Source organism: Streptomyces sp. NPDC048825, assembly GCF_043198355.1.
In the GTDB taxonomy this organism is placed as follows: Bacteria; Actinomycetota; Actinomycetes; order Streptomycetales; family Streptomycetaceae; genus Streptomyces; species Streptomyces xiangluensis.
On sequence record NZ_JBICUR010000010.1, the window covers coordinates 311,686 to 338,123 of the forward strand.

Annotated in this window: 26 protein-coding genes and 6 pseudogenes; 21 read left to right on the forward strand and 11 right to left on the reverse strand. The window is 70.2% G+C overall.

The window, feature by feature from the left end:
• Positions 1–22: 22 nt before the first annotated feature.
• Positions 23–241 (forward strand): hypothetical protein, encoded by a 219-nt coding sequence (locus tag ACGFNK_RS24980; protein ID WP_393419327.1) that lies wholly within the window; start codon positions 23–25, stop codon positions 239–241.
• A gap of 232 nt (positions 242–473) precedes the next feature.
• Here the strand turns inward: ACGFNK_RS24980 and ACGFNK_RS24985 are convergent.
• The 5 genes and pseudogenes from ACGFNK_RS24985 to ACGFNK_RS25005 all read right to left on the reverse strand — a co-directional run.
• Positions 474–677, reverse strand: a pseudogene (locus tag ACGFNK_RS24985) (SDR family NAD(P)-dependent oxidoreductase); the annotation flags it as partial.
• A 296-nt stretch (positions 678–973) separates the two neighbouring features.
• Positions 974–1,195, reverse strand: coding sequence for a hypothetical protein (locus ACGFNK_RS24990; RefSeq protein ID WP_393419329.1), 222 nt, complete (start codon positions 1,193–1,195; stop codon positions 974–976).
• Complete coding sequence (locus ACGFNK_RS24995; RefSeq protein ID WP_393419331.1) at positions 1,186–1,635, reverse strand: MerR family transcriptional regulator; 450 nt, start codon at positions 1,633–1,635, stop codon at positions 1,186–1,188. Before ACGFNK_RS24995 ends, ACGFNK_RS24990 begins: the two co-directional genes overlap by 10 nt.
• The gene (locus ACGFNK_RS25000; RefSeq protein ID WP_393419333.1) at positions 1,632–1,967 is read right to left on the reverse strand and encodes a hypothetical protein; all 336 of its coding nucleotides are present in this window, start codon (positions 1,965–1,967) and stop codon (positions 1,632–1,634) included. The genes ACGFNK_RS24995 and ACGFNK_RS25000 overlap by 4 nt, the downstream gene beginning before the upstream one ends.
• Positions 1,968–2,234: 267 nt before the next feature.
• Positions 2,235–2,687, reverse strand: coding sequence for a MarR family winged helix-turn-helix transcriptional regulator (locus tag ACGFNK_RS25005; protein WP_393419335.1), 453 nt, complete (start codon positions 2,685–2,687; stop codon positions 2,235–2,237).
• Positions 2,688–2,772: 85 nt separating this feature from the next.
• On the opposite strand from ACGFNK_RS25005, the gene ACGFNK_RS25010 reads away from it, so the two are divergent.
• Positions 2,773–3,444, forward strand: a complete 672-nt coding sequence (locus tag ACGFNK_RS25010; protein ID WP_393419337.1) for a class I SAM-dependent methyltransferase — start codon at positions 2,773–2,775, stop codon at positions 3,442–3,444.
• On the forward strand, positions 3,441–3,869 hold the full coding sequence (locus ACGFNK_RS25015; protein ID WP_393419339.1) for a spore germination protein GerW family protein: 429 nt from the start codon (positions 3,441–3,443) through the stop codon (positions 3,867–3,869). Before ACGFNK_RS25010 ends, ACGFNK_RS25015 begins: the two co-directional genes overlap by 4 nt.
• A gap of 106 nt (positions 3,870–3,975) precedes the next feature.
• On the opposite strand, the pseudogene ACGFNK_RS25020 reads toward ACGFNK_RS25015, so the two are convergent.
• A pseudogene (locus ACGFNK_RS25020) lies at positions 3,976–4,349 on the reverse strand (hypothetical protein); the annotation flags it as partial.
• A 17-nt stretch (positions 4,350–4,366) separates the two neighbouring features.
• On the opposite strand from ACGFNK_RS25020, the pseudogene ACGFNK_RS25025 reads away from it, so the two are divergent.
• The 11 genes and pseudogenes from ACGFNK_RS25025 to ACGFNK_RS25075 all read left to right on the forward strand — a co-directional run.
• Positions 4,367–5,302 (forward strand): annotated as a pseudogene (locus ACGFNK_RS25025) (NAD(P)H-dependent oxidoreductase subunit E); the annotation flags it as partial.
• Between the two features lie 137 nt (positions 5,303–5,439).
• Positions 5,440–5,949 carry an SLBB domain-containing protein gene (locus ACGFNK_RS25030; protein ID WP_393419428.1) on the forward strand — a complete coding sequence of 170 codons (510 nt, stop codon included), beginning with the start codon at positions 5,440–5,442 and terminating at the stop codon, positions 5,947–5,949.
• Between the two features lie 460 nt (positions 5,950–6,409).
• Positions 6,410–6,679 carry an SHOCT domain-containing protein gene (locus ACGFNK_RS25035; protein WP_393419341.1) on the forward strand — a complete coding sequence of 90 codons (270 nt, stop codon included), beginning with the start codon at positions 6,410–6,412 and terminating at the stop codon, positions 6,677–6,679.
• A 51-nt stretch (positions 6,680–6,730) separates the two neighbouring features.
• Positions 6,731–7,015 (forward strand): DUF2933 domain-containing protein, encoded by a 285-nt coding sequence (locus ACGFNK_RS25040; protein WP_393419343.1) that lies wholly within the window; start codon positions 6,731–6,733, stop codon positions 7,013–7,015.
• Positions 7,016–7,045: 30 nt separating this feature from the next.
• Positions 7,046–7,330 (forward strand): hypothetical protein, encoded by a 285-nt coding sequence (locus ACGFNK_RS25045; protein WP_393419345.1) that lies wholly within the window; start codon positions 7,046–7,048, stop codon positions 7,328–7,330.
• Positions 7,323–8,015, forward strand: coding sequence for a methyltransferase family protein (locus ACGFNK_RS25050; protein ID WP_393419347.1), 693 nt, complete (start codon positions 7,323–7,325; stop codon positions 8,013–8,015). The genes ACGFNK_RS25045 and ACGFNK_RS25050 overlap by 8 nt, the downstream gene beginning before the upstream one ends.
• A gap of 5 nt (positions 8,016–8,020) precedes the next feature.
• On the forward strand, positions 8,021–8,302 hold the full coding sequence (locus ACGFNK_RS25055) for a hypothetical protein (protein WP_393419349.1): 282 nt from the start codon (positions 8,021–8,023) through the stop codon (positions 8,300–8,302).
• Complete coding sequence (locus ACGFNK_RS25060) at positions 8,299–9,012, forward strand: ABC transporter ATP-binding protein (RefSeq protein ID WP_393419351.1); 714 nt, start codon at positions 8,299–8,301, stop codon at positions 9,010–9,012. The genes ACGFNK_RS25055 and ACGFNK_RS25060 overlap by 4 nt, the downstream gene beginning before the upstream one ends.
• Positions 9,009–10,553, forward strand: coding sequence for an ABC transporter permease (locus tag ACGFNK_RS25065; protein ID WP_393419353.1), 1,545 nt, complete (start codon positions 9,009–9,011; stop codon positions 10,551–10,553). The genes ACGFNK_RS25060 and ACGFNK_RS25065 overlap by 4 nt, the downstream gene beginning before the upstream one ends.
• Before the next feature lie 16 nt (positions 10,554–10,569).
• Positions 10,570–10,800, forward strand: a complete 231-nt coding sequence (locus ACGFNK_RS25070; protein WP_393419355.1) for a hypothetical protein — start codon at positions 10,570–10,572, stop codon at positions 10,798–10,800.
• Positions 10,801–10,975: 175 nt separating this feature from the next.
• Positions 10,976–11,503 carry a DUF6448 family protein gene (locus tag ACGFNK_RS25075; protein ID WP_393419357.1) on the forward strand — a complete coding sequence of 176 codons (528 nt, stop codon included), beginning with the start codon at positions 10,976–10,978 and terminating at the stop codon, positions 11,501–11,503.
• A 262-nt stretch (positions 11,504–11,765) separates the two neighbouring features.
• On the opposite strand, the gene ACGFNK_RS25080 is transcribed toward ACGFNK_RS25075, so the two are convergent.
• On the reverse strand, positions 11,766–12,443 hold the full coding sequence (locus ACGFNK_RS25080; RefSeq protein ID WP_393419359.1) for a hypothetical protein: 678 nt from the start codon (positions 12,441–12,443) through the stop codon (positions 11,766–11,768).
• Between the two features lie 316 nt (positions 12,444–12,759).
• Between ACGFNK_RS25080 and ACGFNK_RS25085 the strand changes: the two are divergent.
• A pseudogene (locus tag ACGFNK_RS25085) lies at positions 12,760–13,415 on the forward strand (response regulator).
• Positions 13,416–13,736: 321 nt separating this feature from the next.
• Entirely contained in the window at positions 13,737–15,527 is a 1,791-nt protein-coding gene (locus ACGFNK_RS25090) for a GAF domain-containing protein (protein ID WP_393419361.1), read from the forward strand.
• A 736-nt stretch (positions 15,528–16,263) separates the two neighbouring features.
• On the opposite strand, the gene ACGFNK_RS25095 is transcribed toward ACGFNK_RS25090, so the two are convergent.
• Together ACGFNK_RS25095 and ACGFNK_RS25100 are read right to left on the reverse strand one after the other, a co-directional pair.
• On the reverse strand, positions 16,264–18,048 hold the full coding sequence (locus tag ACGFNK_RS25095; RefSeq protein WP_393419424.1) for a stealth family protein: 1,785 nt from the start codon (positions 18,046–18,048) through the stop codon (positions 16,264–16,266).
• Positions 18,049–18,378: 330 nt separating this feature from the next.
• Positions 18,379–18,585 (reverse strand): annotated as a pseudogene (locus tag ACGFNK_RS25100) (sugar ABC transporter ATP-binding protein); the annotation flags it as partial.
• Positions 18,586–18,957: 372 nt separating this feature from the next.
• Between ACGFNK_RS25100 and ACGFNK_RS25105 the strand changes: the two are divergent.
• Complete coding sequence (locus tag ACGFNK_RS25105; protein ID WP_393419363.1) at positions 18,958–20,394, forward strand: MBL fold metallo-hydrolase RNA specificity domain-containing protein; 1,437 nt, start codon at positions 18,958–18,960, stop codon at positions 20,392–20,394.
• 645 nt (positions 20,395–21,039) lie between these two features.
• Here ACGFNK_RS25105 and ACGFNK_RS25110 read toward each other — a convergent pair.
• Both ACGFNK_RS25110 and ACGFNK_RS25115 read right to left on the reverse strand, forming a co-directional pair.
• Positions 21,040–21,549: a flavodoxin domain-containing protein gene (locus tag ACGFNK_RS25110; RefSeq protein ID WP_393419365.1), complete on the reverse strand. Its 510-nt coding sequence runs from the start codon at positions 21,547–21,549 to the stop codon at positions 21,040–21,042.
• 186 nt (positions 21,550–21,735) lie between these two features.
• Positions 21,736–22,644, reverse strand: a complete 909-nt coding sequence (locus ACGFNK_RS25115) for a universal stress protein (RefSeq protein WP_393419367.1) — start codon at positions 22,642–22,644, stop codon at positions 21,736–21,738.
• Between the two features lie 624 nt (positions 22,645–23,268).
• On the opposite strand from ACGFNK_RS25115, the gene ACGFNK_RS25120 reads away from it, so the two are divergent.
• The 4 genes and pseudogenes from ACGFNK_RS25120 to ACGFNK_RS25135 all read left to right on the forward strand — a co-directional run.
• Positions 23,269–23,994 (forward strand): CBS domain-containing protein, encoded by a 726-nt coding sequence (locus ACGFNK_RS25120; protein WP_393419369.1) that lies wholly within the window; start codon positions 23,269–23,271, stop codon positions 23,992–23,994.
• A 524-nt stretch (positions 23,995–24,518) separates the two neighbouring features.
• On the forward strand, positions 24,519–24,980 hold the full coding sequence (locus ACGFNK_RS25125) for a pyridoxamine 5'-phosphate oxidase family protein (protein ID WP_393419426.1): 462 nt from the start codon (positions 24,519–24,521) through the stop codon (positions 24,978–24,980).
• Between the two features lie 406 nt (positions 24,981–25,386).
• Positions 25,387–25,770 carry a thermonuclease family protein gene (locus ACGFNK_RS25130; protein ID WP_393419371.1) on the forward strand — a complete coding sequence of 128 codons (384 nt, stop codon included), beginning with the start codon at positions 25,387–25,389 and terminating at the stop codon, positions 25,768–25,770.
• Between the two features lie 348 nt (positions 25,771–26,118).
• Positions 26,119–26,424: pseudogene (locus ACGFNK_RS25135) on the forward strand (nitroreductase/quinone reductase family protein); the annotation flags it as partial.
• Positions 26,425–26,438 lie beyond the last annotated feature (14 nt).

Genomic DNA, 26,438 nt, shown 5'->3' on the forward strand with positions numbered 1-26,438 from the left:
TCTCCGTTGCGATGGAGCCCAGTTGGTCGGCAAGTTGCGGCTGGTCGTAGCGGGTGAAGATCTGGGCGAGGCTGTCGACGAGGTTCATGCGGGCGGGCGTGTCGAGGTCCTGCAGGAAGGTCTGGAGCAGGTGGGCGACTTGGACCCAAGCGGTATGCGGGGCGTAGGCAGCGATTTCTCGTGTCAGCTGGCTCAGGGCGTCGATGGTGTTTCAGTCGGCGGCCTTGGGGTTGGTGGATGAGCCAGTTGGCGAGCGCCAGTGTGGGCGACGTGGACAGGGCTCGGTGCAGTTCTTCTGCGTGGTACTGGCGTTGGCGGTTGGCCAGTTCGTTCAGGGTCTCGTCGTGTATCCGGCGCTGGAGGCAGACGAGCGCCTCGATGTCTGCCCTGTCAGCTGTCAGGTGCACCCGGGCCCACAGGAGGCGGACGGGAGCATCGACGAGGTCGTGTGAGGTGCCCAGTTGGCTCTTGAGTTCCTCGATGGTCCCCCACTCGAGGATCCCGGCGTTGTTGACCAGCACCGAGACCGGGCCCAGTTCCCGCTCCGTCTCCGCCACCACCGTCTGCCGGCCGTCCGCCGTGCTGACGTCCAGGTGCGCGTACAGGGACGGGCCACCGAGTTCCGCCGCCAGCTTCTCCCCTTCGGGAACCGACGGAATGGACTGGTCAGGGGATATGGACGGTCTTGTGAAGGAGTCATCCCGCGCTTATCAAGATCATTTCCTACGGAACAGGTGGCCCATGTCACGGATGACGACGCATCACTCAACCTCGCAAAGCCGGAGAAGAGACGATCGGGGCCAGGCTCCGGTCGGCTAATGATCGCGGTATGACACCCGGCGAGGCACGCCCAGCGCTTCGTGACCGAGGGCCAGGACAGGGACTTATCGCCGAGGTTACGGACAGGGTGGGCGCCTGTCCGTTGTCCATTTCCTCGCCCTGCTGTCACAGGAAGAACGTGAGGTACAGCCCGTCATGAGCGGGGGTGTGTTTCGTACATGCGGACCGCGACCATCAGGCCGGAGGCGGCGGTGAGGGCGGCGACGGCCCAGATGGCGGTGGTGATGCCGTATGCGTCGGCGAGGATCCCGGCGAGGAGGGCGCCGACGGCGAAGCCGCCGTCGCGCCACAGGCGGTAGACACCGACGGCGACGCCAGCGCCTTGATGTGCGCCGCACGGCGGGGTCAGCAGCACGGGCCGGCATGGCGGTTCTCCTCGGCAAGCTCGGTGAACGGCAAAGGGCAGGAGGGCATCGATGCGCACACGGTCAGGTCGTCACACCCGACCTCGACGGCGCTGAGCAGGGCGGCGCGGATGGTGTACAGATCGGCGATCTTCGCGTCAACCTCGGCGAGCTTGGCCACGGCGCGCTCCTGGAGTCCCGCGACACGGCGGCCATGCCGGTGGCGGCCGGCCTCCAGCAGCTCAGCGACCTCCTCGAGGGTGAACCCCAGGCGCTGGGCCGCCTTGATCACCCGCAGCACGGTGACCGCCTCCTCGCCGTAGAGGCGGTGCCCGCCGGGACTGCGGTCGGGCTCGGCCAGCAGGCCCCGTCGCTCGTAGTAGCGCAAGGTCTGGATGTTCACCCCGGCCGCATCCGCGACCTGACCGCTGCGCATGCCAACGGCGCTCACGGCAGGTCCCGGCCGACGGCCACCGCAGCCCGCTCCTGCAGGGCGTCCAGGACGCCCTCGTACGCGCCGTCCACCTCGACATCCAGACAGATCCACTCCGGGCCGGGGCTGACGGTGAAGGTGAAGAACGAGCAGCAGCCGCTCTCACGGGCCACCAGGTCGCGCACCGTCTCCTCCACGCCCGGCCCGCCGGTGAGCACCAGCTGCAGCCGCAGCCGGTCAGGCCGGGAAAAGCCAGTCAGCCGCTCGGCGAACAACGCGTCGAACTCCGCGACCCGCAGCGGCTGCTCGATGATGGGCAGTGTGCAGGACCGCGGTACCCAGGTCGCCATGGTGACCACTCCCGTCGGAGATGTCCCCGACCGGTGCGGTCGGGGACATCTCCGACGGTAAACCTGTACCTGGGTACCGGTTGCAAGTCCGGGCGCAGCCGTCATCAGCCTCCGGCGCCCCGCCAGCCGTCCACCCGGGCCGTCGGAGACGTGGCGGAGAGGCGAAGGGCGGCTACGCGGCGAACTGGCCGACGTGGGTAGCCAGGCAGAAGTCCCAGCCCGGTGGGGGCTCCACGCCGCCGCGCACCGCGGGCTGTGCGCGGTGGCCTATCGGCTCGCCTGGTCGATCGTCCGCAGCCGAGTGATCACCGTCTCCAGTCCGTCGTAGATCGCGGCCAGCTGCGCGGCGGGCATGTCCCCGAACAGCTCCACAGCCAGCTCATCCCGCCCCTCGCGCAATCCGGCGGTCAGGGCGCGGCCCGATTCAGTGAGGGAGACCAACGTGGCACGCCGGTCGGCGGGGTGGGGGGTGCGGGCCACCAGTCCGTCGGCCTCCAGGGCGTCGATCAGTCCGGTGACGTTGCGCGGGGTGACCCCCAGCTGTCCGGCCAGCGCCCGCTGGGTCATCGGCCCGTCGTGGAACAGCGCCCACAGCAGGCCGGCCCGCGCCCGGGTCAGGCCGTGCGCGGCAACCCCGCGCTCCATCATCGAGCCGAGCACCTCGGCCAGCTCGAAGAGCCGGTCAAGTGAGACGCTGGCGGAAACGGCCCCCTCGGGCATATCGTGAAGTGACTTCACTATGTAGTACCTCCGCCAAGCATAGTAGCTCTCAGGGGAACTCTGTCGAGGAGGACGGTGACCCGCCATGACCACACAGACCGCCCCGCCGACCAGGCACCATCCGCTCTTCGCCCGCTTCTACGCCAAGGTCGCCGGCCCCGCCCTGGACAAGGCCGGCATCACCGAGCACCGCACCAACCTGCTGGCCGGCCTCACCGGCGAGGTCATCGAGATCGGTGCCGGCAACGGACTTAACTTCCCCCACTACCCGCCGGGCGTGAAGCGGGTGCTGGCCGTCGAACCGGAGCCGAACCTGCGCGCCCTGGCCGAGCGGGCCGTCTGCACAGCCCCGGTGCCCGTGGAGGTGATTGACGGGATCGCCGAGCAACTGCCCGTCCCAGACGCTTCGTTCGACGCGGCCGTCGTCTGTCTGACCCTGTGCTCGGTGGCCGACCCGCACGCCGCACTCGCCGACCTCCACCGCGTCCTACGACCCGGCGGAGAGCTCCGCTTCTTCGAGCACGTACGCGCCGACTCACCTGGCATGCGCCGCGTGCAGCGCGCCGTGGACGCCACCGTCTGGCCCCTGCTGATGGGTGGCTGCCACACGGGCCGCGACACCCAGTCGGCCATCACCGCCGCCGGGTTCACCCTCACCTCGGTGGAGAAGTTCGCTTTCCCCGAGACCCGCTTGCCCTCCCCGGCCGCCACCCACATCCTCGGCACGGCCGAGCGCCCCCAGGGAGGCGCGTCATGACCGGCCCCCAGCACGAGGCCATGCCGGCGCGCCTGCCGGACACGGACCTGTCGGCCGCCCACGCCTCCGTCAGGCTCCTGGAACGCCTCGCCGACAAACTCGGCGGCCGCGCCTCGGTGACCGCCGTCTACGGCGAGCCCATCACCGCCGAGGGTGTCACCGTCATCCCGGTCGCCGAGGTCGGCTTCGGCTTCGGGGGCGGCGCCGGACGGGAGGTCGGCGCCACCAAGACCGGCGAAGGCGGAGGCGGCGGAGGAGGAGCCGGTGCCAAGCCCCTGGGATACATCGAGATCCGCGACGGCACCGCCATCTACAAGCCCATCCGCGACCCGTGGTCCGATGTCGTCCTGCCCTTGGCGGCCCTCGTCATCGGAGGCGCCATCCCGAAGCTCCTCCGCGCGCTGCGTCGACGAGGACGCGCGTGAGGCCTGATCCGTCGCCGGTCCGTCCTGTCCGGACACTGCGCTGTTCCGGACACCGTGCGGCTCGCGCGTTCGACTCCGGGGCCCTCTGGGCCTCTGGGGACGGTCCGTTGCAGCTGGGGCGGCAGCCGCACGCACCGTCCGTCTTCGTTTCAATGGTCGGGACCGCCGCAGCGGAGGGCGCGCAGCAGCCCTTGCCCTGCCAGGCGTCGTGACCTTCCTTGGTGGCAACAGCGGCGATGACGAGGGCGGCAATGGGTCGGCCCAGGGCCAGCCGAGGGCGGCGTTGCAGGATCAGGCCACCGCAGCGGCGGAGGAGGAGGAGACCTCGATGACCGAGTCCAGGCCGAAGCCCATCAGGGTGGCGGACGACGCGAGAGTGCCGGCTGTGATGGCGACGACCGCCTCGATGACGTTGTAGGTGATCGTCACCGCGACCATCGGACCGAGTGCGCCGGTGCCGGGATGCGGCTGCGTCCCGATGCCTCGACGATGAAGGCATGGTTCCCGTCGGTCCTGCCGACCGTTTCGACGCGTTCCGCGCCCTGGCCGACAGGCGCGGGCGGCCTGGAGACCGGTTGACCGAGTCGCTGGTTGAGGCCAGGGCAGGAACTGCGGACGGCCCCGGGAGCTGGGCGCCGTCTGTCGCGGCCCGTGTCGGACTTCCCGCTGCCGCCGCGCTCGGACCGGCCACTTACTACGCGGACCTCGCCACCCCGCAGGGCCGCCGTCATGTCCGAGTCTGCGTCGCGACGGCATGCTTCGCCGCGCGGGCCGGACGGCACCTCGCCGAGGTGGAACACGAGTTGGGCGTGTCCGCGGGCTGCGTCACTGTGGACCAGGACGCCTCTCTGCAAACCGTACGTTGCCTGGGCTATTGCTACGCAGGACCCGCCGCGCTCGACGGCGATGTGCCCTGCACAGGTCCGGACCTCGCCCGTCAGCTCGCCGGGCAGGCGCCACCGTCGGCGACGGAGATCCCGGCCACCGACGACACGGGTGACCCCGTCCTGCTGGGCGGTGTGCTCTTCGGCGAGCCTGCGTGGCAGATGTGGTCGAGGGCGGTTCTGGCCGGCAGTCCGCAGGAAGTCCTTGGGCAAGTAGCGGCATCCGGGCTCCGCGGGCGGGGCGGCGCTGGTTTCCGAGTCGCAGCGAAATGGGAGGCGGCCGGCCGCGCACCCGACACAGTGGTCGTCGCCAACGGCGACGAAGGCGATCCGGGTGCGTACGCCGACAGGCTGCTGATGGAGGCCGACCCGGGGCGCGTGCTGGAGGGGCTGGCCCTGGCCTGTTTCGCGTGCGGCGCCCGCCGCGGCGTCGTGCTGGTGCGCTCCGAATACCCGGCCGCTCTGGCCCGGATGCGGAAAGCGGTGCGCCAGGCGTACGCCGATGGCTGTCTCGGACCGTCGGTGCACGGAACGGCCACGTCCCTGGACCTCCACGTCGTCGAGGGCGCCGGCTCCTACGTCGCCGGTGAAGAGACCGCGCTGATCGCGGGTTGGAGGGCGATCGGGGATGCGCCCGGCCGCGCCCGCCTTACCCAACCGAGCGCGGGCTGTGGGATGCGCCGACCGTGGTCAACAACGTGGAGACCCTGGCGGCCGTGCCGTGGATCGTCCGGCATGGCGGCGAGGCGTACGCCCGGCGCGGCACGCCCGCCGAGACGGGGACCAAGCTGGTCTGCCTCTCCGAGCGGTTCGCCCGGCCTGGTTGCTACGAGGTCGAGTTGGGCACGCCGGTGCGGCGGATCGTCACCGAGCTGGGAGGTGGCCTGAAGGACGGCGCCGAGCTGGCCGCTCTCCAGGTCGGAGGGCCGCTGGGCGGCTTCCTTTCCGCCGACGCGCTGGACGTGCCGCTGTCGGAGGCAGGACTGTCGGCCCGGGGCGCTGCCCTCGGCCACGCCGGACTGGTGTCCGGCAAGACCGTCCTGGCCGTGATCGTGTGGCTGCTGGCTTGGGGCGTCCTGTACGCCGTACTGCACAACAAGCCGTTCGAGACCGTGCGTGCCCTCGTCATCAGCCTCGTACTTATCGCCCTGGGGGTCCTCGGAACCTTCCCCCCGTTCTTCCAGCTTTTCGCCTAGGACCTGTACTCGCACAGCCGGCACCACCGGACGCGTAAACCGGTTTTCGCCAAACCAGCCAGCCTGCTCACGCCCTGCCGGGCAACGGCGCCGGCCGCGTCCCCACCGACGCATCCCCGGCTTCGACGAAACCGGCATCCTGCTGATCGCCCAGGGCCTTGTGACGGTGACGCCGGATGCTGCCAACGATTTGGTGGATCGTCACCGTTTCGGCCCGGACGCGCGCGTAGTCCACCGCGAACGCAGCGCCACCCGTTACTCGGGAACTCGGGCATCGTCCCCCACCCCGCGCCGAAGTGCCCCTGCCGAGTAGGGGCTGAACGGCCCACAGGTCCTGGACCGTCCGGCCCGAGACCACCGTCCGCGCGGGGGAACAATAGAGGTAAGCAGCAGCCCGCCCGAGCGGCGGGCTCCGCGGCCCGCACCAGCCGCCGAAACGAGCCGAAGCAGGTGAGTGGCGATGATGTTCTGGTACGCCCACGGTATGAGCGGGTGGGGCTGGTTCGGGATGTCGGTCGGCATGGTCCTGTTCTGGGCGCTGATCATCACGGCCCTTGTTCTGGTCTTCCGTGCCGTCAACCGGCCCCACGAACACGCCCACCCCCACATCCCCGCCGCACCCACACCGCAGCAGATCCTCGCTGAGCGGTTCGCCCGCGGGGAGATCAACGAAGAGGTGTACCGGCGCCGCCTGAGCGCCCTGCACGCCGGCCCTCTCACCAAATCCTGAACATGGCCGCACCCCGTTACGGCCTTGGCCCTCCGCAGAAGGAGGCCTGTGATGAACGACAAGCGCAACTACGGCATGTACGCCCTCGCCGCCGCGATCGTCTTGGTCGGAGCCCTGATCGTCGGCGCGTCGCTGGAAAGCCTCGTCTGGCTCGCCCTCGTCGCGGCCTGCCCGCTGATGATGTTCTTCATGATGCGCAGCATGCACGGCCAGGACACGCACGGCGGTCACGACCAGCATCGCGACGACCGGGACGAGGACACTTCCCCAAGCTCTTCGAGCAGGGGAGACCCCTTGCACAAGCACGACCACCACACCGGGCCCGGGCGGCCCTGACCGCCCCGGCTCGGGCAGGGGGTGAGCGCCATGGCCGCGCTGCTCGCCTCGCTGGCCGGAGCGCTGATCCTGGCGAGCATCGTCTACGACATCGCCCGCCTGATCACCCCCGACGAGGCGCGCCGTTCGCCGCTGGCCCGCCTGCGCGGACGGCACGCGGCACCGGAGGAAGCCGAACGGTGGCTGGTGGGCCTTCGCCTTCACCACCACCGCGTCGACGCGGACGCCTACCGGCGCCGCATGAGCGGCATCGCCCGCAGGCAGCACCGCACCCCTGCCGCCCCGACCCATCGTGTGGGAGGACGTCATGGCTGACGCCGCATACGGACTGTGGCCGCTGGTCGTCCTCAACACCCTTCTGTTCGTGGTGTTCGCGGCCAGCTTCTTCCACCCCAAGTCGAAGCGGGACTGGCGCGCGATGGGCGCCTACAGCGCCTTCCTCGTCGCGCTGTTCACTGAGATGTACGGCATCCCGCTGACCGTCTACCTGCTGGGCAGCTGGCTCGGCTCCAGCTTCCCCCTGCTGAAGGACACCCACGCAGGCGGCCACCTGTGGAACGACCTGACCAGCTGGCAGGGCGACCCGCACCTCAGCCCCTTCCACCTGGCCAGCTACGTCGCCATAGGCGCCGGGTTCTGGCTGATCGCCACCGCCTGGAAGCACCTGCACACCGCCGCCCAGCACGACGAACTCGCCAGCACCGGCCCGTACGCGTGGGTGCGCCACCCGCAGTACGACGGCTTCCTGCTCATCGTGATCGGCTTCCTGCTGCAGTGGCCCACCATCCCGACCCTGCTCATGTTCCCGGTCCTGGTGTACGTGTATCTGCGGCTGGCCCGCAGCGAAGAACGCGAGGTCGCCGCCCGGTTCGCTGAGCAGTGGACCGCCTACGCGGCACGGACACCAGCGTTCTGGCCGAAGCTGCGCCACCGGCCGACCCCTCACAGCCGGGCCCCCACAGAAGTCCGAGGACCGGAACAGCCCACCACGCGGAGGTGAGCGCGATGACGGCGCTGACCTGGATCCTGACCGCCGTCGGCCTTCTGAGCGTCGCGGTCTGCGCCGTCCAGGTACACCGCCAGGGCGGGCCCTCCCCGGAAGCCACCCTGACCCTGCTGATCGCCGGTGTGCTCGCCCTGCCAGCGCTCCTGGTCGACGACGCGTCCGCCGCAGCCTGGGGGCTGTGGGGCACCACCACCATCGCCGCCGCCCTGACCTGGGCCGTCGCCGACACCCTGCGCGATACACCCGGCCGGGCACGGCATACGGCTCGGAGGACACCATGACCAGCAATGTGGCCAGGCCACCGCAGGCCGGCACAGCTTCCGACGCCGTAGCCCCGGCCTCTGCGGCGACCGCCCCAGACGTGGTGCTCCAGGCGTCAGGGGTCGCCAAGGAGTACCGGCGCGGAATCTGGCCAGCCCGGCGCCGCACCCCGGTGCTGCACGGCGTGGACCTGGAACTGGCGGCAGGTGAGGTGGTCGGCCTGGTCGGGGAGAACGGCTCCGGCAAGAGCACTCTGATGAAGATCCTGGTCGGGGACCTGGCCGCCGACACCGGCACCATCACCCGCAACGGGCGGATCGGCTACTGCCCGCAAGAGCCCGTGGTCTACGAACGCCTCACCTGCGACGAACACTTCGAACTGTTCGGCCGCGCCTACGGCCTGACCGAACGGGCCGAGCGCGCCTCCCGCGCCCGCATCTACACCCAGCTCGGCTTCGACCGCTACGCCACCACCCGCGCCGACCGGCTGTCCGGCGGCACCCTGTCCAAGCTGAACCTGGGCCTGGCGCTGCTGGCCGACCCGGACGTGCTGCTGCTGGACGAGCCCTACGCCGGCTTCGACTTCGACACCTACCTGAAGTTCTGGGACCTGGTCGCCCAACGCCGCCAGGCGGGCCGGTCAGTGCTGATCATCAGCCACTTCGTCACCGACGAGGAACGCTTCGACCGCATCATCAAGCTCCGCGACGGACGGGCGGTGCCACGATGACCGTGCTGCTCACCCGGCGTTTCCTGACCGACGCCGTGCGCACACCGGTGAACCTGCTCGTGCTCGTGCTGGTGCCGGTGGTGTTCGTCGTGGTGGCCTCCCGCCCCCTGGCCGACACCGCAGAGCTGCTGGGCGGACCGGGCGGCCCCGCGGTGCAGACCGCCACCGCCGGATGGGCCGCCGGTTTCATCGCCGCCATCGCCATGTACTTCCAACTGCGCGCCGCGCGCGCCGCCGACCGCCGCCTGGTCCTGGCTGGCCTCGCCCCCGTCCGGCTCGTGGCCGCCCGCATGGCCACCGGCCTGACTCTGGCGCTTCTCTCCGCAGCCGCGGCCCTGGTGGCGCTCGCCGCGCGCACGGGACTGGGTGATGCACCGGGGCGGGTCGTGGCCGGAACGGTGATGTACGCGGTGATCTACCTGGCGATCGGCCCCCTGATCGGGGCCCTCGTCGCCAACCCGGTCAACGGAACCGTGCTGGTGCTGTTCCTATGGATCATCGACGTCTTCTTCGGCCCCGTCCTCGGCGCCGCCGACCGGCCCCTCACCCGCGTCCTGCCCACCCACTTCGTCACGCTGTGGATGGTGGACCTGCCCTCCGGCCACGGCGGACGCCTCGGCGACCTCGGCTGGGCACTGACCTGGACGGCAGCCGCCCTCACCGCGGCCTGGACAGTCATCACCGCCACCAGCCGCACCCGCCATGCACGCCGACGTGCCCCGCCCGGCTCGGTGCGGGCCCAGCTGGCCGCCGGGGTACGGATGGGCCTGCGCGAGGCCGGACGCAACCGGGTGCTGTGGGCCCTCCTGATCGCCGTCCCCGTCGTCTTCGTCCTCCTGGCGGTGGCCACCACCCCGCAGGAGAACACGACCCTGACCGTGCGCGAGAACGGCAGCACGCTCGACCAGCAGGCGTGGCTGCCCGACATCCACGGCGGCACCATGGCCCCCATCGCCATCGGCTCGCTGGCCACCCTCGTCGGCGTGTTCACCGTCCTGGACGCCCGCAGCGGCGACCGGCGCCTGTCTCTGGCCGGCTTCCGCCCCACCGCCCTGCTCGCCTCCCGCCTGAGCATCGTCGCCCTGGGCGCGCTGGTGACCACCGCTGCCTCCCTCTCGGTCACGGCCACCGTCTTCGACGCCCGCAACTGGCCCCGCTACATCGCCGCCAGCGTCCTCATCGCACTCACCTACGGCCTCATCGGCGTCCTGCTCGGCCCCCTCTTCGGACGCGTCGGCGGCATCCTGATCGCCTTCCTCGTCCCCTTTCTGGATCTGGGTATCGAGCAGAGCCCCATGCTCCGCTCCGCCCCGCCCGACTGGGCGCACGCGCTGCCCGGCTACGGCTCCGGCCGCGTCCTCATCGACGCCGCCCTCACCCCCGGCTTCGACGAGACAGGCCCCCTGCTGATCGCCGTCGCGTGGCTGGCCGGCCTCACTCTGGCCGCCGCTGCACTGTTCCATCGCAGTGCCGCGCCCGTGGCTCTCAAGAACAGGGCCCCCAACGAACCCGCGCCGTCCACGGCCGGGACAGCGCGGTGAGCTTCTCACGGCTGGTGTGGCCTTCATCGGGCTGCGCGGGTTCGCCGCCGACATGGCCAAGGAGCCAGGCGGCGGCGCAGGCCATAGCCACGGCGAGGAAACGACCAGCGGCGACACGCACACCGAGGACAGCCACAGCGAGGACACCGGTACCAAGACGCCAGCACCTGAGACTTCTCCGAGCGCCACCGTTCCCGCAGGCGGTGACGAACAGACCGGGCACGCCGAGGACGGCCACGCTCACTGACCCACGTCCTGACCGAGCACAAGGCCTAGCCGACATGGCCGCTCACACCGCGAGCAGGGGCCGGGCGAGGGCTGCTACGGCGGCCCTCGCCCTTCGCCGCCCGAGGGGTCGTATCTCTCCCGCTCGCGCCTGGCGGGTCGAGGATGGAGATGAGCCGCAAAAGAGGTGATCGACGATGCCACCGCACTGTGATTCTCTCGACGGTCCCGTCGTCACGGCCGCGCGCAAAGCCATGGAAGGAAGGGATATCGACCAGGTCCTGCCCTACGTGCCTGAAGAAGGCGAACCAGAAGTCCGTGAAGCGTTCAGTCTCACGGCCAAGGCGCGGACGCTCGGCCGGGAGGCACAGGAAGTGGCCGACCGCTGGTTCTTCGAGACGGTCGTCCGCGTACACCGCGCCGGTGAAGGCGCTCCCTTCACGGGGCTGAAGCCGGCCGGTCTCAATGTCGGGCCGGTAATCCCGGCTGCTGAGCATGCCCTCGATGCCGGCTCCGCGGACGAACTGACCGGGATACTCTGCGGGATCATCCGTGAGCAGGTCGAAGAGCGTCACGGCCGCGCCATGGCGCTCAAGGAGCACGCCACTGAGGAGGTGGCTGCCGCCCGCGCGTATGTGGAGGCCAGTCTCGGCCTGCAGGTGTGGGCGCACCACTTGTACAAACAGGCGATCGCCGTCCCGCACGCACCAACCCGGCGCTCGTAAGGGAACGAAGAGTCTGGGCCGCCCGCCTATGAACCCCGGCGCAAAGGGCGGCCTTGCGCTCCTTCTTATCCGTGATCACGTACCGGATACCGCGCCCTGCGGAGGTAGGCGCAGACCATGCGGCTGCTGTACGTCTTGTCCGCGCAGAGTTGACCACGAGCCAGGCTGCATGTTGTGCGAGGACGGCGCGCGTATCGCCTGTTCCACGATGATCCGCACGAGGTCGGTCCGCGGGTGCAGTGCCTCGGCGGCCTCCCCGGATTCATGCCTCCGCACTGACGCGCGTGCGCAGATTGTGGAACTGGCGGGTCTGCATGATCAGGTGAGCGGGTTCCCAGAACAGCACATCCATGGGCCGAGTGAGGAGCCGCGGGCGGCTGTGGGCCCGGGCGCGGACGATGAGCCGGGTCCTTCCGCCGGATTCCGGCCGGAGGTGGAAGCCCCAGATCGAGTCGATGTACGCCCTGGGCAGCGGGCCGTACCGCTCGTCGAAGGGGTGCCCCGACGGGAGCTGGGTCTGTGAGCGCAGCACCAGTGTCCGCTCCGGTTCCAGGACCGCGACGGTGAACCAGGCGTCGCTGCTCGGCAGGGAGTCCAGGTGCTGCCCCTGCTCCAGGCGCTGCCACTCCGGGACGATGCGTTGCGCGCTCGGGCGTCCGCCGTTGTCCAGGCGGTCCCAGCTGTACCAGCCGCCGCGGTTGCAGCCCATCTGCTGCAGCCAGGCCCAGACTTCCTCGGGCGGCGCCGGCAGGGTCGTGGCCATGGTCGAGGAGCCGTCGGCCTCGGGGATGAGGTCATCGCCGGGGAAGCCGCGTTCAGCTTCGTCGTGCGTCGTGCCCCAGGTCAGCACCCGCGGCCGCAGAAAGACCCCGTACAGCGCCAGCGCAGCGGCCGCCACGCCGAAGGGACGTCGCCGGGCCCTGGACCGGTGCTCGCTCATATCTTCAGCGTCGCAGCTCCGTTTCAGTGCCACCACAGGAACTCCATACCGCCAGCGCGAGAGCCCGGCCTCATCAAGGACCGGCGGCCCCGCACCACGGCAGTTCGTCTCATCGGTTCGGGACCCGACCGCGACGGGTAGCCGTCGGCCACAGGAGACCGTGGAAGACTGGGCCGACCGGCCCTGGTCCTTCGGCCCGGAGGCGAGCAAGATCTCGAACAGGGAAGCCGACCGCGTCCGTGTGCGGACGTCGGCGGATCACGCGGGACAGGAGCAGAGGACTGCGGAGAGCGACCGGAACGACCCCGGCACCCGGATCCAGGTCTTCTTGCTGGACGCCCACGAGGTTGGTGCGCCGCGGAGTGCGCGACCTGCTGAACGACGAGCTGGACATCACCGTGGTCGGTGAGGCCGGCATCGTCGAGCAGGCCCTCGTCCGCGTCCCCGCGCTGCGTCCACAGGTCGCCGTACTCGACGTGCGTCTGCCCGACGGGGACGGAGTGACCGTGTGCAGGGAACTGCGCTCGCGCATGCCCGACCTGGCCTGCCTGATGCTGACCTCGTTCGACGACGAGGAGGCCCTGCTGGAATCGATCATGGCCGGGGCGTCCGGCTGCGTGCTCAAGCAGATCCAGGGCTCGGACCTTGTCTAGGCCGTCCGAACGGTGGCCCGGGGCCAGTCCCTCCTCGACCCGAGCGCAACCACCAAGTTGATGGCCCGGCTGCGCGGTGGCCCGCAGCAGGAGGAGGAACCTCACGTGTCTCGGGGCTGACCGACCGCGGGCGGGAGATTCTCGCGCTGATCGGCGAGGGCCTGACCAACCGGCAGATCGGCCAGCGGCTCTACCTCGCCCAGAAGACGTCAAGAACCACATCTGACGCCTACTGGCCAAGCTCGGTGTCGAGCGGCGCATCCAGGCCGCCGTCATCGCGAGCCAGGCCCAGGACCGGCTCAAGCAGGACAGACACTGAAGGTGACGACCTGACGTTGGTGCCTGGACCGGTCCCTGAAAGCGGATCAGGTCAGCGCCGTGTTCCGGGGGACCGCTGACGGGCCGTTGAAGCGCAGCAATTCCTCGGGGGTCCGACGCCCCGATCGTCTCCCGCGACGCCGTCGCCGATACGAGTGAGGCCTCATCAACCGGCTCCTCGACCTCACCAAAGCGCCGCCGCCCGCTTCGCTCGCTTCCCACGAAGCCGACCGCCGTGCCCCCAAGCCGCTGCCCTGATCCCGTACCGCCGCTTGACGTGGACCGATACGGTGGCACGTGACCGGATCGGTCGGCGGCGGGTATGCCGAGGGGACCTGGAGGATCGCCGGTGGGAAGCCCCATAGGAAGCGGGGAGGCCCGCGTACGGCTGCCCCAGCTGAGGCTGGACGAGTTGCTGGAGGAGCTTCAGGCGCGCCTGGACGCGGCCCGCGGTACCCGTGACCACGTGCACAGCCTGCTGGAGGCCGTGCTCTCGGTCGGCCGCGAGCTGGATCTCGAGCAGGCGCTGCGCAGCATCGTGCAGGCAGCAGCCGTGCTGGTGGACGCGGAGTACGCCGCCCTGGGCGTGATCGGACCGGGCGGCAAGCGACTGTCGGAATTCCTCACGGTCGGGGTCAGGGAGGAGCACATCGCCCGGATCGGTCCCTTCCCCGAGGGCCATGGCATCCTCGGGGAGCTGATCCGGCACCCTGAGCCGCTGCGGTTGCCAAAGATTTCCGAGCATTCTTCCTCGCACGGCTTCCCGCCTCACCACCCGCCGATGAACACCTTCCTCGGCGTCCCGATCCGGGTGCGGGATCAGGTCTTCGGCAATCTGTATCTGACCGAGAAACGGGGTGGGGCGCAGTTCGATGAAGACGACGAGTCGGTGCTGTCGACCCTGGCCGTGGCGGCTGGCGTGGCGATCGACAACGCCCGACTCTACGAGGAGTCCCGGCTGCGTGAGCGCTGGCTTCAGGCGAGCGCGGAGATCACCCACAGCCTGATGTCCGGCAGCGAACGCAGCGAGGTGCTCGGGCTGATCGCTGAACGGGCAAGGGAGATCACGGGCGCCGCCCTCGCGGTGGTCGCCGTGCCGATGGAGGCCACGGACTCGCTCACGGTGGAGCTGGCCATCGGACAGGGAGCCGAGGCGCACCGCGGGCTGGTCCTGCCCCTCGACGACAGCCTGATCGGCCGGGCCTTCTCCGACGCCGCCCCGATAACCAGCCCAAACGTCTCCCACGACGAGCGCAGCGAGAGCGGGGCGCCCCCGGCCGGAGGCGGGGGGCGGGTCTCGTCGGGTCCGCCACGCTTCACCGGCCTCGGCCCGGCCGTGGCCGTGCCCATCAGCAGCATAGACGGCGTACGAGGCGTGGTCCTGTTGGTCCGCGCGGCGGATCAGACGGTGTTCACCGAGAAGGAGACCGAGCCGCTGCAGGGCTTCGCCGCCCAAGCCGCGGTCGCAATGGAACTGGCGGAACACCGCAGAGACGCCGAAAAGATCGCGCTCCTGCAGGACCGTGACCGGATCGCCCGCGACCTCCACGACCTGGCGATCCAGCGGCTGTTCGCCACCGGCATGACACTGCAGAGCGCGGGGCGCTTCATCGAGCACCCGCAGGCCTCGGAGCGGGTGCTCCAGGCCGTGGACGACCTGGACGAGACCATCAAGATCATCAGGTCGACGATCTTCGGGCTGCGCTCGCGTGAGGACGCCGTGGCACCGGGCCTGCGAGCCCGGATCGTCCGAGCGGCCGGGGAGGCCGCCCCAGTGCTGGGTTTCGCGCCCAGCCTGCGCATGGATGGGTTGCTGGACACGCAGGTCCCCAGTGAGACCGCCGACCACGTGATGGCCGTCCTCACCGAGGCCCTGACCAACATCGCCCGGCACGCACACTCCGACCGGGCCGAGATCGTAGTGGAGACCGACGGCGACGAGCTGCGCCTCACCGTCTCCGACAACGGCGTCGGTATCCCGTCCGAGGGTCGCCGCAGCGGCCTGCGCAACATGGCCGACCGGGCTGAGCAGTTGGGCGGCACGCTGGAGGTGGCCAGCCCTCCCGGCGGCGGCGCACGGCTGGTGTGGCGGGTACCGGTGGGCGAGGGGTAAGGAGCCCTGTGCCTCTCCCTGGTCACCTGCGCCGGATGCCTGGCGCGTGGCCGGGAGCTCGGGCGCCGTTCCGACCGTGACACGCAGCCGGCCTCGCCTTCCTCGGCCCGCTCGCGCAGACACCGCGGAACATGGAGCGCAAGACTCTCACTGTCCCCCAAGTTGGGCCGGACGCCTCTCTGGTGTCTGCTACCACCGAGTAATCCTTGAATCAGGCACGGCGCCGAATTCGGCATCCGCGAGGGGTTCCACCGTCCCCTGCCGGAACGGCGACCGCGCCAGGGGGACGGCCTCTCCAAGGCAGCGGCCGTACGTGGGTCGTCGGCCGCGTGCCCGCGGGATTCGTACCCATGCGGGCACGTCCCCCGCCCGAACCGCCACGCACGACTTGCCTCTGAGGATTCTCCCCCTGCAGGGGTATGCGAGTCCGCCTGCGCGGGCCGCTATCAGCTGAGCCTCGAGGCGGGCGCGGGCCGGACGGTCACCGTGCCCCAGCGGCGCCATCAGCCCGCAGCCGACGCCCTACCGCACACCCACCAGTGCGCGGGCGACCAGATCGTGGGCCCCTTCAACGCCGACTGCGCCGCCGCGTCGTGACCACCCTGAGGCGTGGTTGATGGCGCCCGCATACCGGTGCCGGCGGCGAGTCGAGGATGCCCATGGTCAGGGGACATCCGCCGGGGAAACACATATGCACCTGCTCGGACACCGCTGTCATGGCCTGTCCGCCGGCCGGTCATTGCCGCATTCGGCGGACCGGGTCGAGCTCGTAGGGACTGGGGACGGGGAAGTACGCCTCCAGGAAAGCGGTCAGCAAGGCTTGCTGGGCGTCGAGCTCCTGCTCGGCGGAGACCGTGTCGTTCAGGCAGAACGCCTGCCTGTCCCGGCGGGCCAGCAAGGCCGCGAGGCGGGTGGAGAGTGCGGGGTGGGCCACGTCGAGGTAGGCGTAGCGCATGTGGGCGGGAACGGCGCGGGCGGTGTGGAAGGCGTAGTAGTGGTGCAGCGACGAGACGAAGGACACGTCGTCGAGGCTGCGGAAGCGATGACTGGCAGTGGCGTGGTGCTGTGCCGGAAACCTCGCCTCCATCTCGTCCAGAACGCTGCGCCGCAGCGCGTGCGGCGTGTGCTTCATCTTGTGGCTGATGACCGTGCCGAAGGCAGCCTCGATGAGGGCGCGGTTGTTCTTGCCCGCCGCCGCGATCGGCACGTCCTCCGCGGTCGGTTCACCCGGCGGGATGAGCACCTTTGACGGGAAGAACTTGGTCAGCCCGTTGGGGAGGAAGAAGTCCTGGGGGACGACGGGCCGGCCCAGAAAGACGTCGTCGTTGAAGTACAGGAAGTGTTCGGACAGGCCGTCAATGTGGTGTAGCTGGCTCTCGATGGCGTGGGAGTTGAACGTCGGGAGCAGGCTCGGGTCGCTGAAGATCTCCTTGTGGCTGATGACGTGCAGACCGGGCACGCCGGTGTCCAGCCAGGGCGGCACCTGCTCGTCGGTGACCAGGTAGATCCTGCGCACCCAGGGGGCGTACTGGCTCAGTGAGCGAAGTGAGTAGCGCAGTTCGTCGCGGCTGAGGTACCGCGCCGCGTTCGCCGCCTCCTCGTGGTACGCCTGCCCCACACAGGCCGCACGGCGCCGCAGCCACTCCGGGTCGCGTCCGTCGACCCAGGTGTACACGACGTCCACGGGGAACCGGACGTCCTCGCAGCCCGGCCGGGCGAACTCCTTGCGGGTGCGCACCTGGGGCAGCGGGCGGTCGGCGGGGGCCAACGCGGTGAACAGGGAGTCGGAGGCCGACACCGGGGCGTCGGTGCGCGGTACCTGCTCGGCCATCCGGTTCGGGCGTGGCGCCAGCAGCAGGTCCCCCGTCTCCTCGTCCGCCGTCCAGAACTCGACGTCGCAGCCGTACTTGGGGCCGAGCGTCAACTGCCCGCGCGGATCGCCGTAGTACCAGGTCACCCGGAGTACGTCCGCCCGTGCGAGCCGCCGCCAGGTGCCGCGGCAAAACCCCGGCCGGGTCGTGCGCCGCTCGCGCCAGTGGCCGTCGACGGCACAGACGTAACCGGGCCGGTTACGGCAGGCCCGCTCCAGAGCGCGGTGGGCCGCGGCCCGGTCCTGGGCGGCGAGGGCGACGACCGCGGCGGTGTTGCTGAGCCCGCGGACGCAGAAGTAGTCGAGTCCCGCCTCGTCGAAGGCCGCGCGGACCGCTGCCGCGTTGGCGCTGCGTGCCGTCAGCGGCGAGATACCAGGGTGTACGAGGACCATTTTGGGCGCGCCGCGCACCAGCTGCACCTCCCGGTCCGGCTCTGCGAGCAGGCCGGAATGGCGGCGCACCAGCCAGGCCGCGCGCACCCGGCCCATCATCAGGCGCGCGGACGGCAGCCGTGCGAAGTGCTGCTTGACGCGGGCGCGTGCCCGCGGAGTCGTACGGGCCACGACGGCCCGTCTGAGGCGTGCGGGCACCGTGCGCCGGTACAGGCGCGTCAGCCACGAGCCCTCGGGATCACGGCGGACCGCGGACACCCGCGGCGGGTGCGGTCGGCTGGAAGTGTCTTCTCGGGATACCGAGGCGCTCACGTCGCGGCCCTCCTCACGCGTCAGGTCGCTGCCCGATCACTCTCCTCCCGGCGCACGCGACGGGCCTGGGCCTTTCAGGTCCGATCCGGGGCCGAACGGGCCGCAACCGCTGGGCTCGCCGGGCCGCACCATCCACGACGTGTGCGGCATCGACGCCGTACTCATTGCAATCGCCCTCACCGGCGCGTGACCGGTCCATCGCCCTCACCGGCCGCGTGACCCGGTCCATCGCCCTCACGCGGCTGTGAAACCTCCCTGCGGTGTGCGACGGGCACTTGGTGTACCTACCTGCTGCAGCACGCCGTACTTCATGACGGCCACGCGGTCCCCCATGGTCAGAGCCTCGACCTGGTCGTGGGTGACGTAGACCGTGGTAGTGCCGAGGCGCGGTTGCAGCGAGGCGATCTGTGCGCGGGTCTGGACCCGCAGCTTCGCGTCGAGGTTGGACAGCGGCTCGTCCATGAGGAACACCTGCTGTTCCCGGAAGGTGACGGACGCCATGATTCTTCCTCTCCCTGACGACCCCTCAGCGGTGCATCGAAGAATCCGACACGGAGCGGGGGCTCTGTACCTGACTGCGCGTTACACCCTCAGGTTCGAACGGCGCCTGCCGGCGCGGCAGGTCCTCGACGTCCCCGCCCGTGGGCCGGTCGGCCCTGTCGGCGTGCGGCACGAAGCACGACCGCTGTAGACCCCTTCGGCACGGCCGGGAACCCGCCAGAGATACCCGTCCGAGCAGGAAAGGCCACCCAGACCCGGCCCGTGGACCCATCGGCCCATGGCACGGCACCCATGTCCTCGCAAGCTGGGGAACCACCAAGGCCGTTCGGCCCCAACTTCGAGGAGACCGACGTCATGACCGCTGTGGTACCTAGCCCGACGGTTCGGCCGGAAACGCACCCCCGGCCCGCATTGCTCACGTTCCTGGGCGGCGTAGGAACGGTCACCGGCAGCAAGTTCCTCGTCGAGAGCGACCACGCCCGCGTACTCGTCGACTGCGGGCTCTTCCAAGGCCTCGCCGACCTGCGCAAGCGCAACTGGCGCGCATTGCCCTGCGACGCCACGGACATCGGGGCGGTGGTCGTCACCCACGCCCACCTCGACCACTGCGGATATCTGCCCCGACTCGTCCGTCACGGCTTCCGGGGACGGATCGTGACGACGGAGTCCAGCGCCCGCCTCATGGAGATCGTGCTGCGGGACAGTGCCAAGCTGCAGACAGAGACCGCCCGGCACGCCAACGAGCACGGTTGGTCCAAACACCGGCCCGCACAGCCGCTGTACGACGACTCAGACGTTGACCGCGCCCTCAAACTCGTCGACCCGATACCGACCTGCACACCAACCGACATCGCCGCCGGAACCAGGCTCACGCTGCATCCCGCCGGCCACATCCTCGGATCGGCCTGGGCCCGGCTGACCTTCGAGGACGGACACACGCTGGCCGTCAGCGGTGACCTGGGCCGCCCCGGCCATCCGCTGCTGCGCCCTCCGGAGCCGTTCTCCGGAGCGGACGTGCTGCTCATGGAATCGACGTACGGCAACCGTCGCCACGAAGATGAGGCGGGGCGGACACACTTCGCCGACGTACTGACCCGTACCCTCGCGCGCGGCGGAACCGTCGTCATCCCGGCCTTCGCCCTCGACCGCACCGAGGTCGTCCTGCACGAACTCGCCGAACTCCGCCGCGCGGGCCTCATCCCGGCAACCGTTCCCGTGTACGTCGACAGCCCGATGGCCCTCGCCGCGCTCGACGTCTACCGGGACGCCATCCTCACCCGGGACCCCGAGTTGCGCCCGGAGGTGACGGCGGCGGGCACGGCCGCGCTGAGTCCCGAGCCGTTCCTCGCCGTGCGATCGATCCAGGAGTCCGTCGACATCAGCCGCGCGGGCGGACCTGCCATCATCGTCTCGGCGTCGGGCATGGCCACCGGGGGCCGCGTCCTGCACCACCTCCAGCGTCTGCTGCCCGACCCGCGCAACGCCGTCGTCGTGGTGGGCTTCGCCGCTCAGGGAACGCGTGCCCGGGACCTGGTCGACGGGGCCAAAGCGCTCAAGATGTTCGGTGAGTACGTCCCGGTGCGTGCGCAGGTCGCCGACGTACCGCACTTCTCGGCCCACGCCGACGCCACCCAGATCATCGACTGGCTTCGCGGCGCCCCCGCCCCGCACACCACCTACCTGGTACACGGCGAGCCCGACGCGGCCGACGCGCTGCGTGACCGTATCGACCGGGCCCTGGGCTGGGCCGCCGTCGTACCGCGCTCCGGGGAGCGCGTGCTCGTCCGGTGACGGGGCGCGCTCGTCGGCTCCTCGGCGAGTCGCCCAGTCGGTGTGGAGAGCCTCGAACGTGGTCCGCCGCACGGCGATGAGGAAACGGTCACGGGCCGGACGGCCCGGCACAGGGACCACTCGCGGCCTCCGCCCGGGGCCGGTTGGCCCATGTGCCGGAATCCGTATCGGAGTTGGCTGGGAGCGGTTCGCCGTTCTGCTGGTTGCGGCGATCGGATTGACATGCGTCCTCACCGCATCGTTCGACGCGCTGGCCGCTCGACTCCTGCGCCGTCGCGTCCGCAGGCAGTCAGATCCGGCGGGAGCGGCGTCGAAGGTCGCGGGGCACCGCACTTCCGTCCGCACGTGAGGGGACACGGCCATGTTCGCCGACCTTGACAGGATCCCAAGCCGATCGTCGCAGGGCCGGAGATGGAGGTGCTGGCCCGCTTCTGCCGGGACATGACGTGGACCGGCATCGTCGAAGCGGGCGGCATGGGCCCGGCACCACCGGCCATCACCTCCGTGGCCGGGGCACACACGAGCGCATCCAGGACGGCCGCTGGATCGTGGGGACGCCGAGTTGCTGCGCACGGACGACGAGGACCAGGCGTAGGGCCCTGGCGCAATTGGGCGGGCCCTGTCCGTCTGTCTCCGTCCTGCCTCTCATCCGCGAGCCAGCTCGTCGGCGATCCCGGAGGCCCAGGCGTCGATGGCGTCCCAGTCGCGGTAATCGCCGAACCGGCCGCCCAACAGGCGGAACAGGATGCGTCCGGTGACGGGTAGCTGGACCGGTGCGACGACACCGGAGAACAGCCGATGGTCCCGGTACGACAGGTCACCGGGCAGACTCTCGGCGATCACCGGGATCTCCTTGTCCGCCATGCGCCTCCAGGGTCCGCGCAGCGCGCCTGGCATGCCGACGCTGAAGATCCATACCGGGCGGGAGCCCAGTACGTCGCGATTTTCACGTACGAAGTCCTTGGCCGGATCCAGCCAGGTCTGTCCGTGGACGGCGCTGCCCAGGACGAACGCGTTGTACGCGTCGGCGTCGTCCACCGTCTCCATGGACCGCGCCTCGGCTTTGAGTCCTGCCTCGCCCAGCTTGGTGGCCAGTCGTTCGGCAATCTCGCGCGTCGAGCCGTGCGCGGTCGCGTAGCCCACCAGGATGTCCATGACATCACCTCGACGTTCCTCGACTTCGCCGCAGTTAGTGGTACACGAGGCGTTTGAGGGTGATCCACCGGACCACCAGGGCCGGTCGCGTGCGCCAACGGCTCTCGCATCGGATGCGACCGGATACGGGGGTATCACCCCATGGTTCCTCCGCGAGGTGGACGGATTCCGGTTTCGGGCACTGGCTCAGACGTGCGGGACGACAGCGACGGGGCAGCCGGCATGGTGCAGCACCGCGTGGGTGACCGGTCCGGCATGACCGCCGAGACGGATGTCCCGCAACCGGCGTCCCACGACGACAAGGGCAGCTCCGGTAGCGGCGCGGGTCAGTTCGGTGGCCGCCCGGCCCTCGACGACGGTCTCGGTGACGGCAACTTCGGGGAACTTCTCGCACCACGGACGCAGCGTCGCGACCACGGCGTGTTCGTGCTCCGCGAGCAGCTCCGGGCCCGGCGGCGGGACGACCCGGTCGGCGGTGGCGTATCCCGGCGGGACCGTGAAGGTGTGGATCACGCGCAGCGCTGCGCCACGGCGTTGAGCGGCCTCGAAAGCGAACTCGAGAAGATCGTCGCAGGGTTGGCCGGTGTCGAGGCCGAGGACGACATCGCGGTACGGAATCTCGGGGATCTCGTCCGGAGAGACACCGCCGGGGACCGGGAAGTGTTCATCAGCGACGTTCTCACCCGCGCGGACCAGAACCACGGGGCGCGACGACCTGGCGACGACCCGCGCGGACACCGAGCCGAGCAGGAAGCCTGCGAAACCGCTGAGCCCCCGGGACCCGAGCACCATCAGCTCGGCCCGTTCCGCCGCTTCCAGCAGGGCGGTGACCGGTGAGCCCTTCACCTGCTGGTCGACGACTTGCAGCCCGGGGTGCGCGGCGCGGACGCTGTCCAACGCCTCCGCGAGGATCTGCCGTGCCCAGCTTCGCTCGGTCATGTCCAAGGGCACGTTGGCGGCGGGACGTGCGTGCAACTGCCAGGCGTGCACGAGCCGCAGCGCGGCTCCGCGGCGCAGTGCTTCCCGGGCCGCCCAGTGCGCGGCAGCGCGGCTCTCGGGGGAAGCTTCGATCCCTGCGACAACGTGTCGATCCATGACCCGTGCCTCCTCGTTGTGCGTCTGTCCGTGTGTCCGTGTGTCCGTCATCAAGCCTGGTACGAACACCGAGCGGTGCGCAGGGGCCGGACGGGCCCTTTCCCCGGGCTCCACGGCCCCTCTGCGGCCTCCTGCATCGTTGGAGACGGACATCTGATCGCCTTCCTGCCCGCCCTGGCACATCCCGGAAGTCTCACCATCCTCGGCGGACGTGAGCAGGGCAGAAGCGCTGACCGTTCGCCGACTGACACCCGCACCTCTCACCGCCGCCTCGGGTGCCACAGCCACGTGAGCCGGCCACCCCGCTCTTCGGGTCTGAGGCGTGTCTGGCTGGCCCGTCGATCCTGCCAACACCGGTCGATGAGAGGACGGTTCGACCCGGGAGTCCGGGCCGGTCGGCCCCTGCCCCCTCAATCCGTTGCACGCGAGGCTGAAGGAGCATCGGAGGGCCGGCTACCCGGGACAGTCCGAAGGGACGGAAACGGCCGAACCGGCCGCTCGGCCCCCCGGCGCACACCGAAGCGGCACGGCACCCGGCGGTGTCCGGTTGGGCCTGCGGACGCCGTACGCACCACAGACCTGTCGCGCTCTGCTTGAAGCGGTGAAGGAGAGGAGGAGACAGCCATGAAGACGTGCAAGGTCGGCGAGGTGATGACCAGCGAGGTCATCGGCGCCCGCCGGGAGACGCCGTTCAAAGATGTGGCCCGACTGCTGCACCAGCATCGGATCAGCGGCCTGCCGGTGGTGGACACCGACGACAAGGTCGTGGGCGTGATCTCCGAGACCGACCTGATGCGCCGACAGGCGGCTCAGGCCGAACGGGCCCCGGGACGCCGCTTCCGACTCCCCGCCCTGCGCGGCAGGGCGCGGCCCAGGGCCGTCGAAGTCCGCGCCACGACTGCAGGGCAGCTGATGTCGACGCCCGCGATCACGGCGCACCCGGAGCAACGCGTCGCGGACGCGGCCCGGGTGATGGAGCGTCACCACGTCGAACGGCTGCCCGTGGTCGACGAGGAGGACCGCCTCATCGGCATCGCCACCCGCCGCGACCTGATGCGGGTCTTCCTGCGCACCGACGAGGAGATCCGCCGGGAGATCATCGACGAGGTCCTGACCCGCGCCATGTGCCTGCCGCACTACACCGTGATCGTCTCCGTCCGCGACGGCGTGGCCACGCTGGAAGGCCGTCTGGAGCACCGCAGCGACATCCCGCTGGTGGTCCAGCTGGTCTGGAAGGTGGACGGCGTCGTGGGAGTGATGAAAAGCCTCACCTTCCGCATCGACGACACCCACCCGCCCGAGCAACACCCCTCGCACCGGATCGCCCATCACTGGCTCCCGGAGCGGTGACCTCGACGGCGCGTTGTCGGCGGCCAGGGCTTCGACCTGGCCGCCGACATGGTCGCCTTCCACGGCCAGGGCCACAGCGCGGTCATCCACACTGTCGCCCCGGAGCTCGCGGAAGCATACGAAGGACGCCCTGCCCCAGGCAGGCCGTCAATGCCTACGAGGACCAGTGCGCACCCGCGAACCCGCGGATGCCCATGCTCGACGACATGCAAGAGATCATGCGCACCGCCTACTACGGCCGTGTGAACACCCCCGGCGCGTAGGGCCGACCGGACGCACGCCAGGGCCGTTCGGCCCTGGCGTGCGTGAGTCCGGCGTTGTTTGACTGATCCGATCGGGCCTGCCCGCAGCCCGCGCTTGAGCCGGGTGCCGCGGGCAGGACGCCGCCCACGTCTCGAAAGGACGACGTACATGCCGTACCGGCGCACGGGCCGTGAACGCGGCGGAAGGCCGTGTGACGGCATCCCTGCGTCGGCCGGAGACACACAGCAGTGAGCAACGAACCATCCGTACGGAACTTCGCCATGACCGACAACGCCCAGGCAGTCCCGGCCGGGCCTCGCCAGAGCGTCGAGCTCGACAGCGACGAAGCCCTGCGGCTGCTGGGCAGCGTGTCCCTGGGGAGGATCGTCTTCACCCGGCATGCGCTACCGACCGTCCGCCCCGTCAATCACATCCTGGACAATGGTGACATCGTCATCCGCACGCACGAGGGCACGGCCCTGACCTCGCACACCCGTCAGGCCGACAGCCCGGGCGTCGTCGTCGCGTACGAGGCCGACGACATCGACCCGGACACACACGTCGGCTGGAGCGTGGTGATCATCGGTTACGCCCACCTGGTGACCGATCCGCACGAACTGGCCCGCTACCAGGCGCTGCTCCACCCCTGGGTGAAGCAGACCATGGACTACGCGGTCCGCATCCACCCCGACCTGATCACCGGCATCCGGCTCACCGACGCCGACGAGCCCTCCGGCGCCTGACCACAGCACACCTTGCCAGACGACTTTGTGCCAACCGCTGTCGTTGCGCGCAACGAAGTAGCAGGCGGTCTGGTGGGGACGGTGACGTACTGGAAGAGCACAGACACGCGCCCCTGCAGGGCGACATGAGCCCCGCGCCTCCTCCCGCCCCGGACGCCCAGCGTCGTCAGCCCTGGCGGCGCCGTCCCCAGCGCCCCAGACGCCTCAAGCACCCGTGGATCACCGCAGTTCTGGTCCTTCTCGGTCTCCTCCTTGGCCTCGGTGGCCTGGGGGCCTGAGGGAAGACCGGCAGTCCACCTCCGATCCGGCACCCGGCATGGCCTCTCCGATACCGCCGCCCACCAGCTCACCACAACCGACGGAACCGCAGGACGACCCCACGACACCGACACCACGATCAGGCGCGGTGGTGCTCCGCGTCATCGACGGTGACACCATCGAGGTGCGCGACGACGGCCAAGTCGTCCCGGACGGCACCGTGGCCCGCGTTCGGCTCCTCGAGATCGACGCCCCGGAACAAGGCGGCTGCTTCGCCGACGACGCGACCGCCCGCACCACGGCGCCACTGCCGCCGGGCAGCACCGCACGCATCGAACGTGACGCGGACCTCACCGACCGCTATGACCGCTATGACCGCTACCTGCTGTACGTGTGCAACGAGCAGGGCGTCTTCGTCAACGAGTCCCTCGCCCGCACCAAAGTCTCCCGCGCCGCGGACACTGCCCACAAGCCGGCGCCGGCCTCTGGGCCGCCTGCGAAGGGGCGCCGGAAACTCCCGCTACTCCCCTGACACGCCCGGGACTTGCCCGAAGGTCCTCCTGCAGGTGTCCCCGATGTGGTCTGCTCCGACCTGTCCGGCCCCGTCTGGGTCGGCCCCGGTGACCCACACCGTCTCGACGCCGACGGCGACGGAATCAGCTGCGATGCCGACTGAACGACGTCGGCGCGGATCGCCGTCACCGCCGGGTAGCCCGGATCACACCTCCCGCGTGGCTGGCGACTCGTGCCTGGGTGGCGAAGAAAGTCCGGCACCTACCCCACTCGACCGTATGGCTGCCCTTGAGGCCGATACCGTTCGGCCGCCCGTCGGGGACAAACGGCCCTGGGCGAACGGCGCAACCGCAGAGACTCTTGAGGCATGGTTGCAGGGAACAGACCGGCGACTGCCTCAGCCAAAGCGGTACGCCGAACCGGGTGGGTGAACCGCATCGTCCTGGCGCTGCTGCGATCGCGGTGGCAGGTGGCACCTCCCGGCCTATGTGCGCTGGCTTTCCCGGGGCGTCGTACCGGGCGCCCTGTGACACTTCCTGTGCGGTACGCGCGCGAAGACGATAAGCTCGTGGTGCTCGCGGGTCGCTCTGCCCACAAACGGTGGTGGCGGAACTTCACCCAGCCCCATCAGGTCGGTGTTCTGGTTGACGGGGTGACCTACGAAGGCATCGGCCGCCTGACGCCAGC

What these genes read in the sequence shown, in the direction of transcription:
- ACGFNK_RS25050 (WP_393419347.1), top strand. Translation starts at nt 7,323, where the DNA reads ATGGCTGACGCCGCATACGGACTGTGGCCGCTGGTCGTCCTCAACACC.
- ACGFNK_RS25045 (WP_393419345.1), top strand. Translation starts at nt 7,046, where the DNA reads ATGGCCGCGCTGCTCGCCTCGCTGGCCGGAGCGCTGATCCTGGCGAGC.
- ACGFNK_RS25005 (WP_393419335.1), bottom strand. Translation starts at nt 2,687, where the DNA reads ATGCCCGAGGGGGCCGTTTCCGCCAGCGTCTCACTTGACCGGCTCTTC.
- ACGFNK_RS25080 (WP_393419359.1), bottom strand. Translation starts at nt 12,443, where the DNA reads ATGAGCGAGCACCGGTCCAGGGCCCGGCGACGTCCCTTCGGCGTGGCG.
- ACGFNK_RS25055 (WP_393419349.1), top strand. Translation starts at nt 8,021, where the DNA reads ATGACGGCGCTGACCTGGATCCTGACCGCCGTCGGCCTTCTGAGCGTC.
- ACGFNK_RS25000 (WP_393419333.1), bottom strand. Translation starts at nt 1,967, where the DNA reads ATGGCGACCTGGGTACCGCGGTCCTGCACACTGCCCATCATCGAGCAG.
- ACGFNK_RS25120 (WP_393419369.1), top strand. Translation starts at nt 23,269, where the DNA reads ATGAAGACGTGCAAGGTCGGCGAGGTGATGACCAGCGAGGTCATCGGC.
- ACGFNK_RS25105 (WP_393419363.1), top strand. Translation starts at nt 18,958, where the DNA reads ATGACCGCTGTGGTACCTAGCCCGACGGTTCGGCCGGAAACGCACCCC.
- ACGFNK_RS25115 (WP_393419367.1), bottom strand. Translation starts at nt 22,644, where the DNA reads ATGGATCGACACGTTGTCGCAGGGATCGAAGCTTCCCCCGAGAGCCGC.
- ACGFNK_RS25125 (WP_393419426.1), top strand. Translation starts at nt 24,519, where the DNA reads ATGACCGACAACGCCCAGGCAGTCCCGGCCGGGCCTCGCCAGAGCGTC.
- ACGFNK_RS25060 (WP_393419351.1), top strand. Translation starts at nt 8,299, where the DNA reads ATGACCAGCAATGTGGCCAGGCCACCGCAGGCCGGCACAGCTTCCGAC.
- ACGFNK_RS25035 (WP_393419341.1), top strand. Translation starts at nt 6,410, where the DNA reads ATGATGTTCTGGTACGCCCACGGTATGAGCGGGTGGGGCTGGTTCGGG.
- ACGFNK_RS25015 (WP_393419339.1), top strand. Translation starts at nt 3,441, where the DNA reads ATGACCGGCCCCCAGCACGAGGCCATGCCGGCGCGCCTGCCGGACACG.
- ACGFNK_RS25090 (WP_393419361.1), top strand. Translation starts at nt 13,737, where the DNA reads ATGCCGAGGGGACCTGGAGGATCGCCGGTGGGAAGCCCCATAGGAAGC.
- ACGFNK_RS25065 (WP_393419353.1), top strand. Translation starts at nt 9,009, where the DNA reads ATGACCGTGCTGCTCACCCGGCGTTTCCTGACCGACGCCGTGCGCACA.
- ACGFNK_RS25110 (WP_393419365.1), bottom strand. Translation starts at nt 21,549, where the DNA reads ATGGACATCCTGGTGGGCTACGCGACCGCGCACGGCTCGACGCGCGAG.
- ACGFNK_RS25010 (WP_393419337.1), top strand. Translation starts at nt 2,773, where the DNA reads ATGACCACACAGACCGCCCCGCCGACCAGGCACCATCCGCTCTTCGCC.
- ACGFNK_RS25040 (WP_393419343.1), top strand. Translation starts at nt 6,731, where the DNA reads ATGAACGACAAGCGCAACTACGGCATGTACGCCCTCGCCGCCGCGATC.
- ACGFNK_RS25075 (WP_393419357.1), top strand. Translation starts at nt 10,976, where the DNA reads ATGCCACCGCACTGTGATTCTCTCGACGGTCCCGTCGTCACGGCCGCG.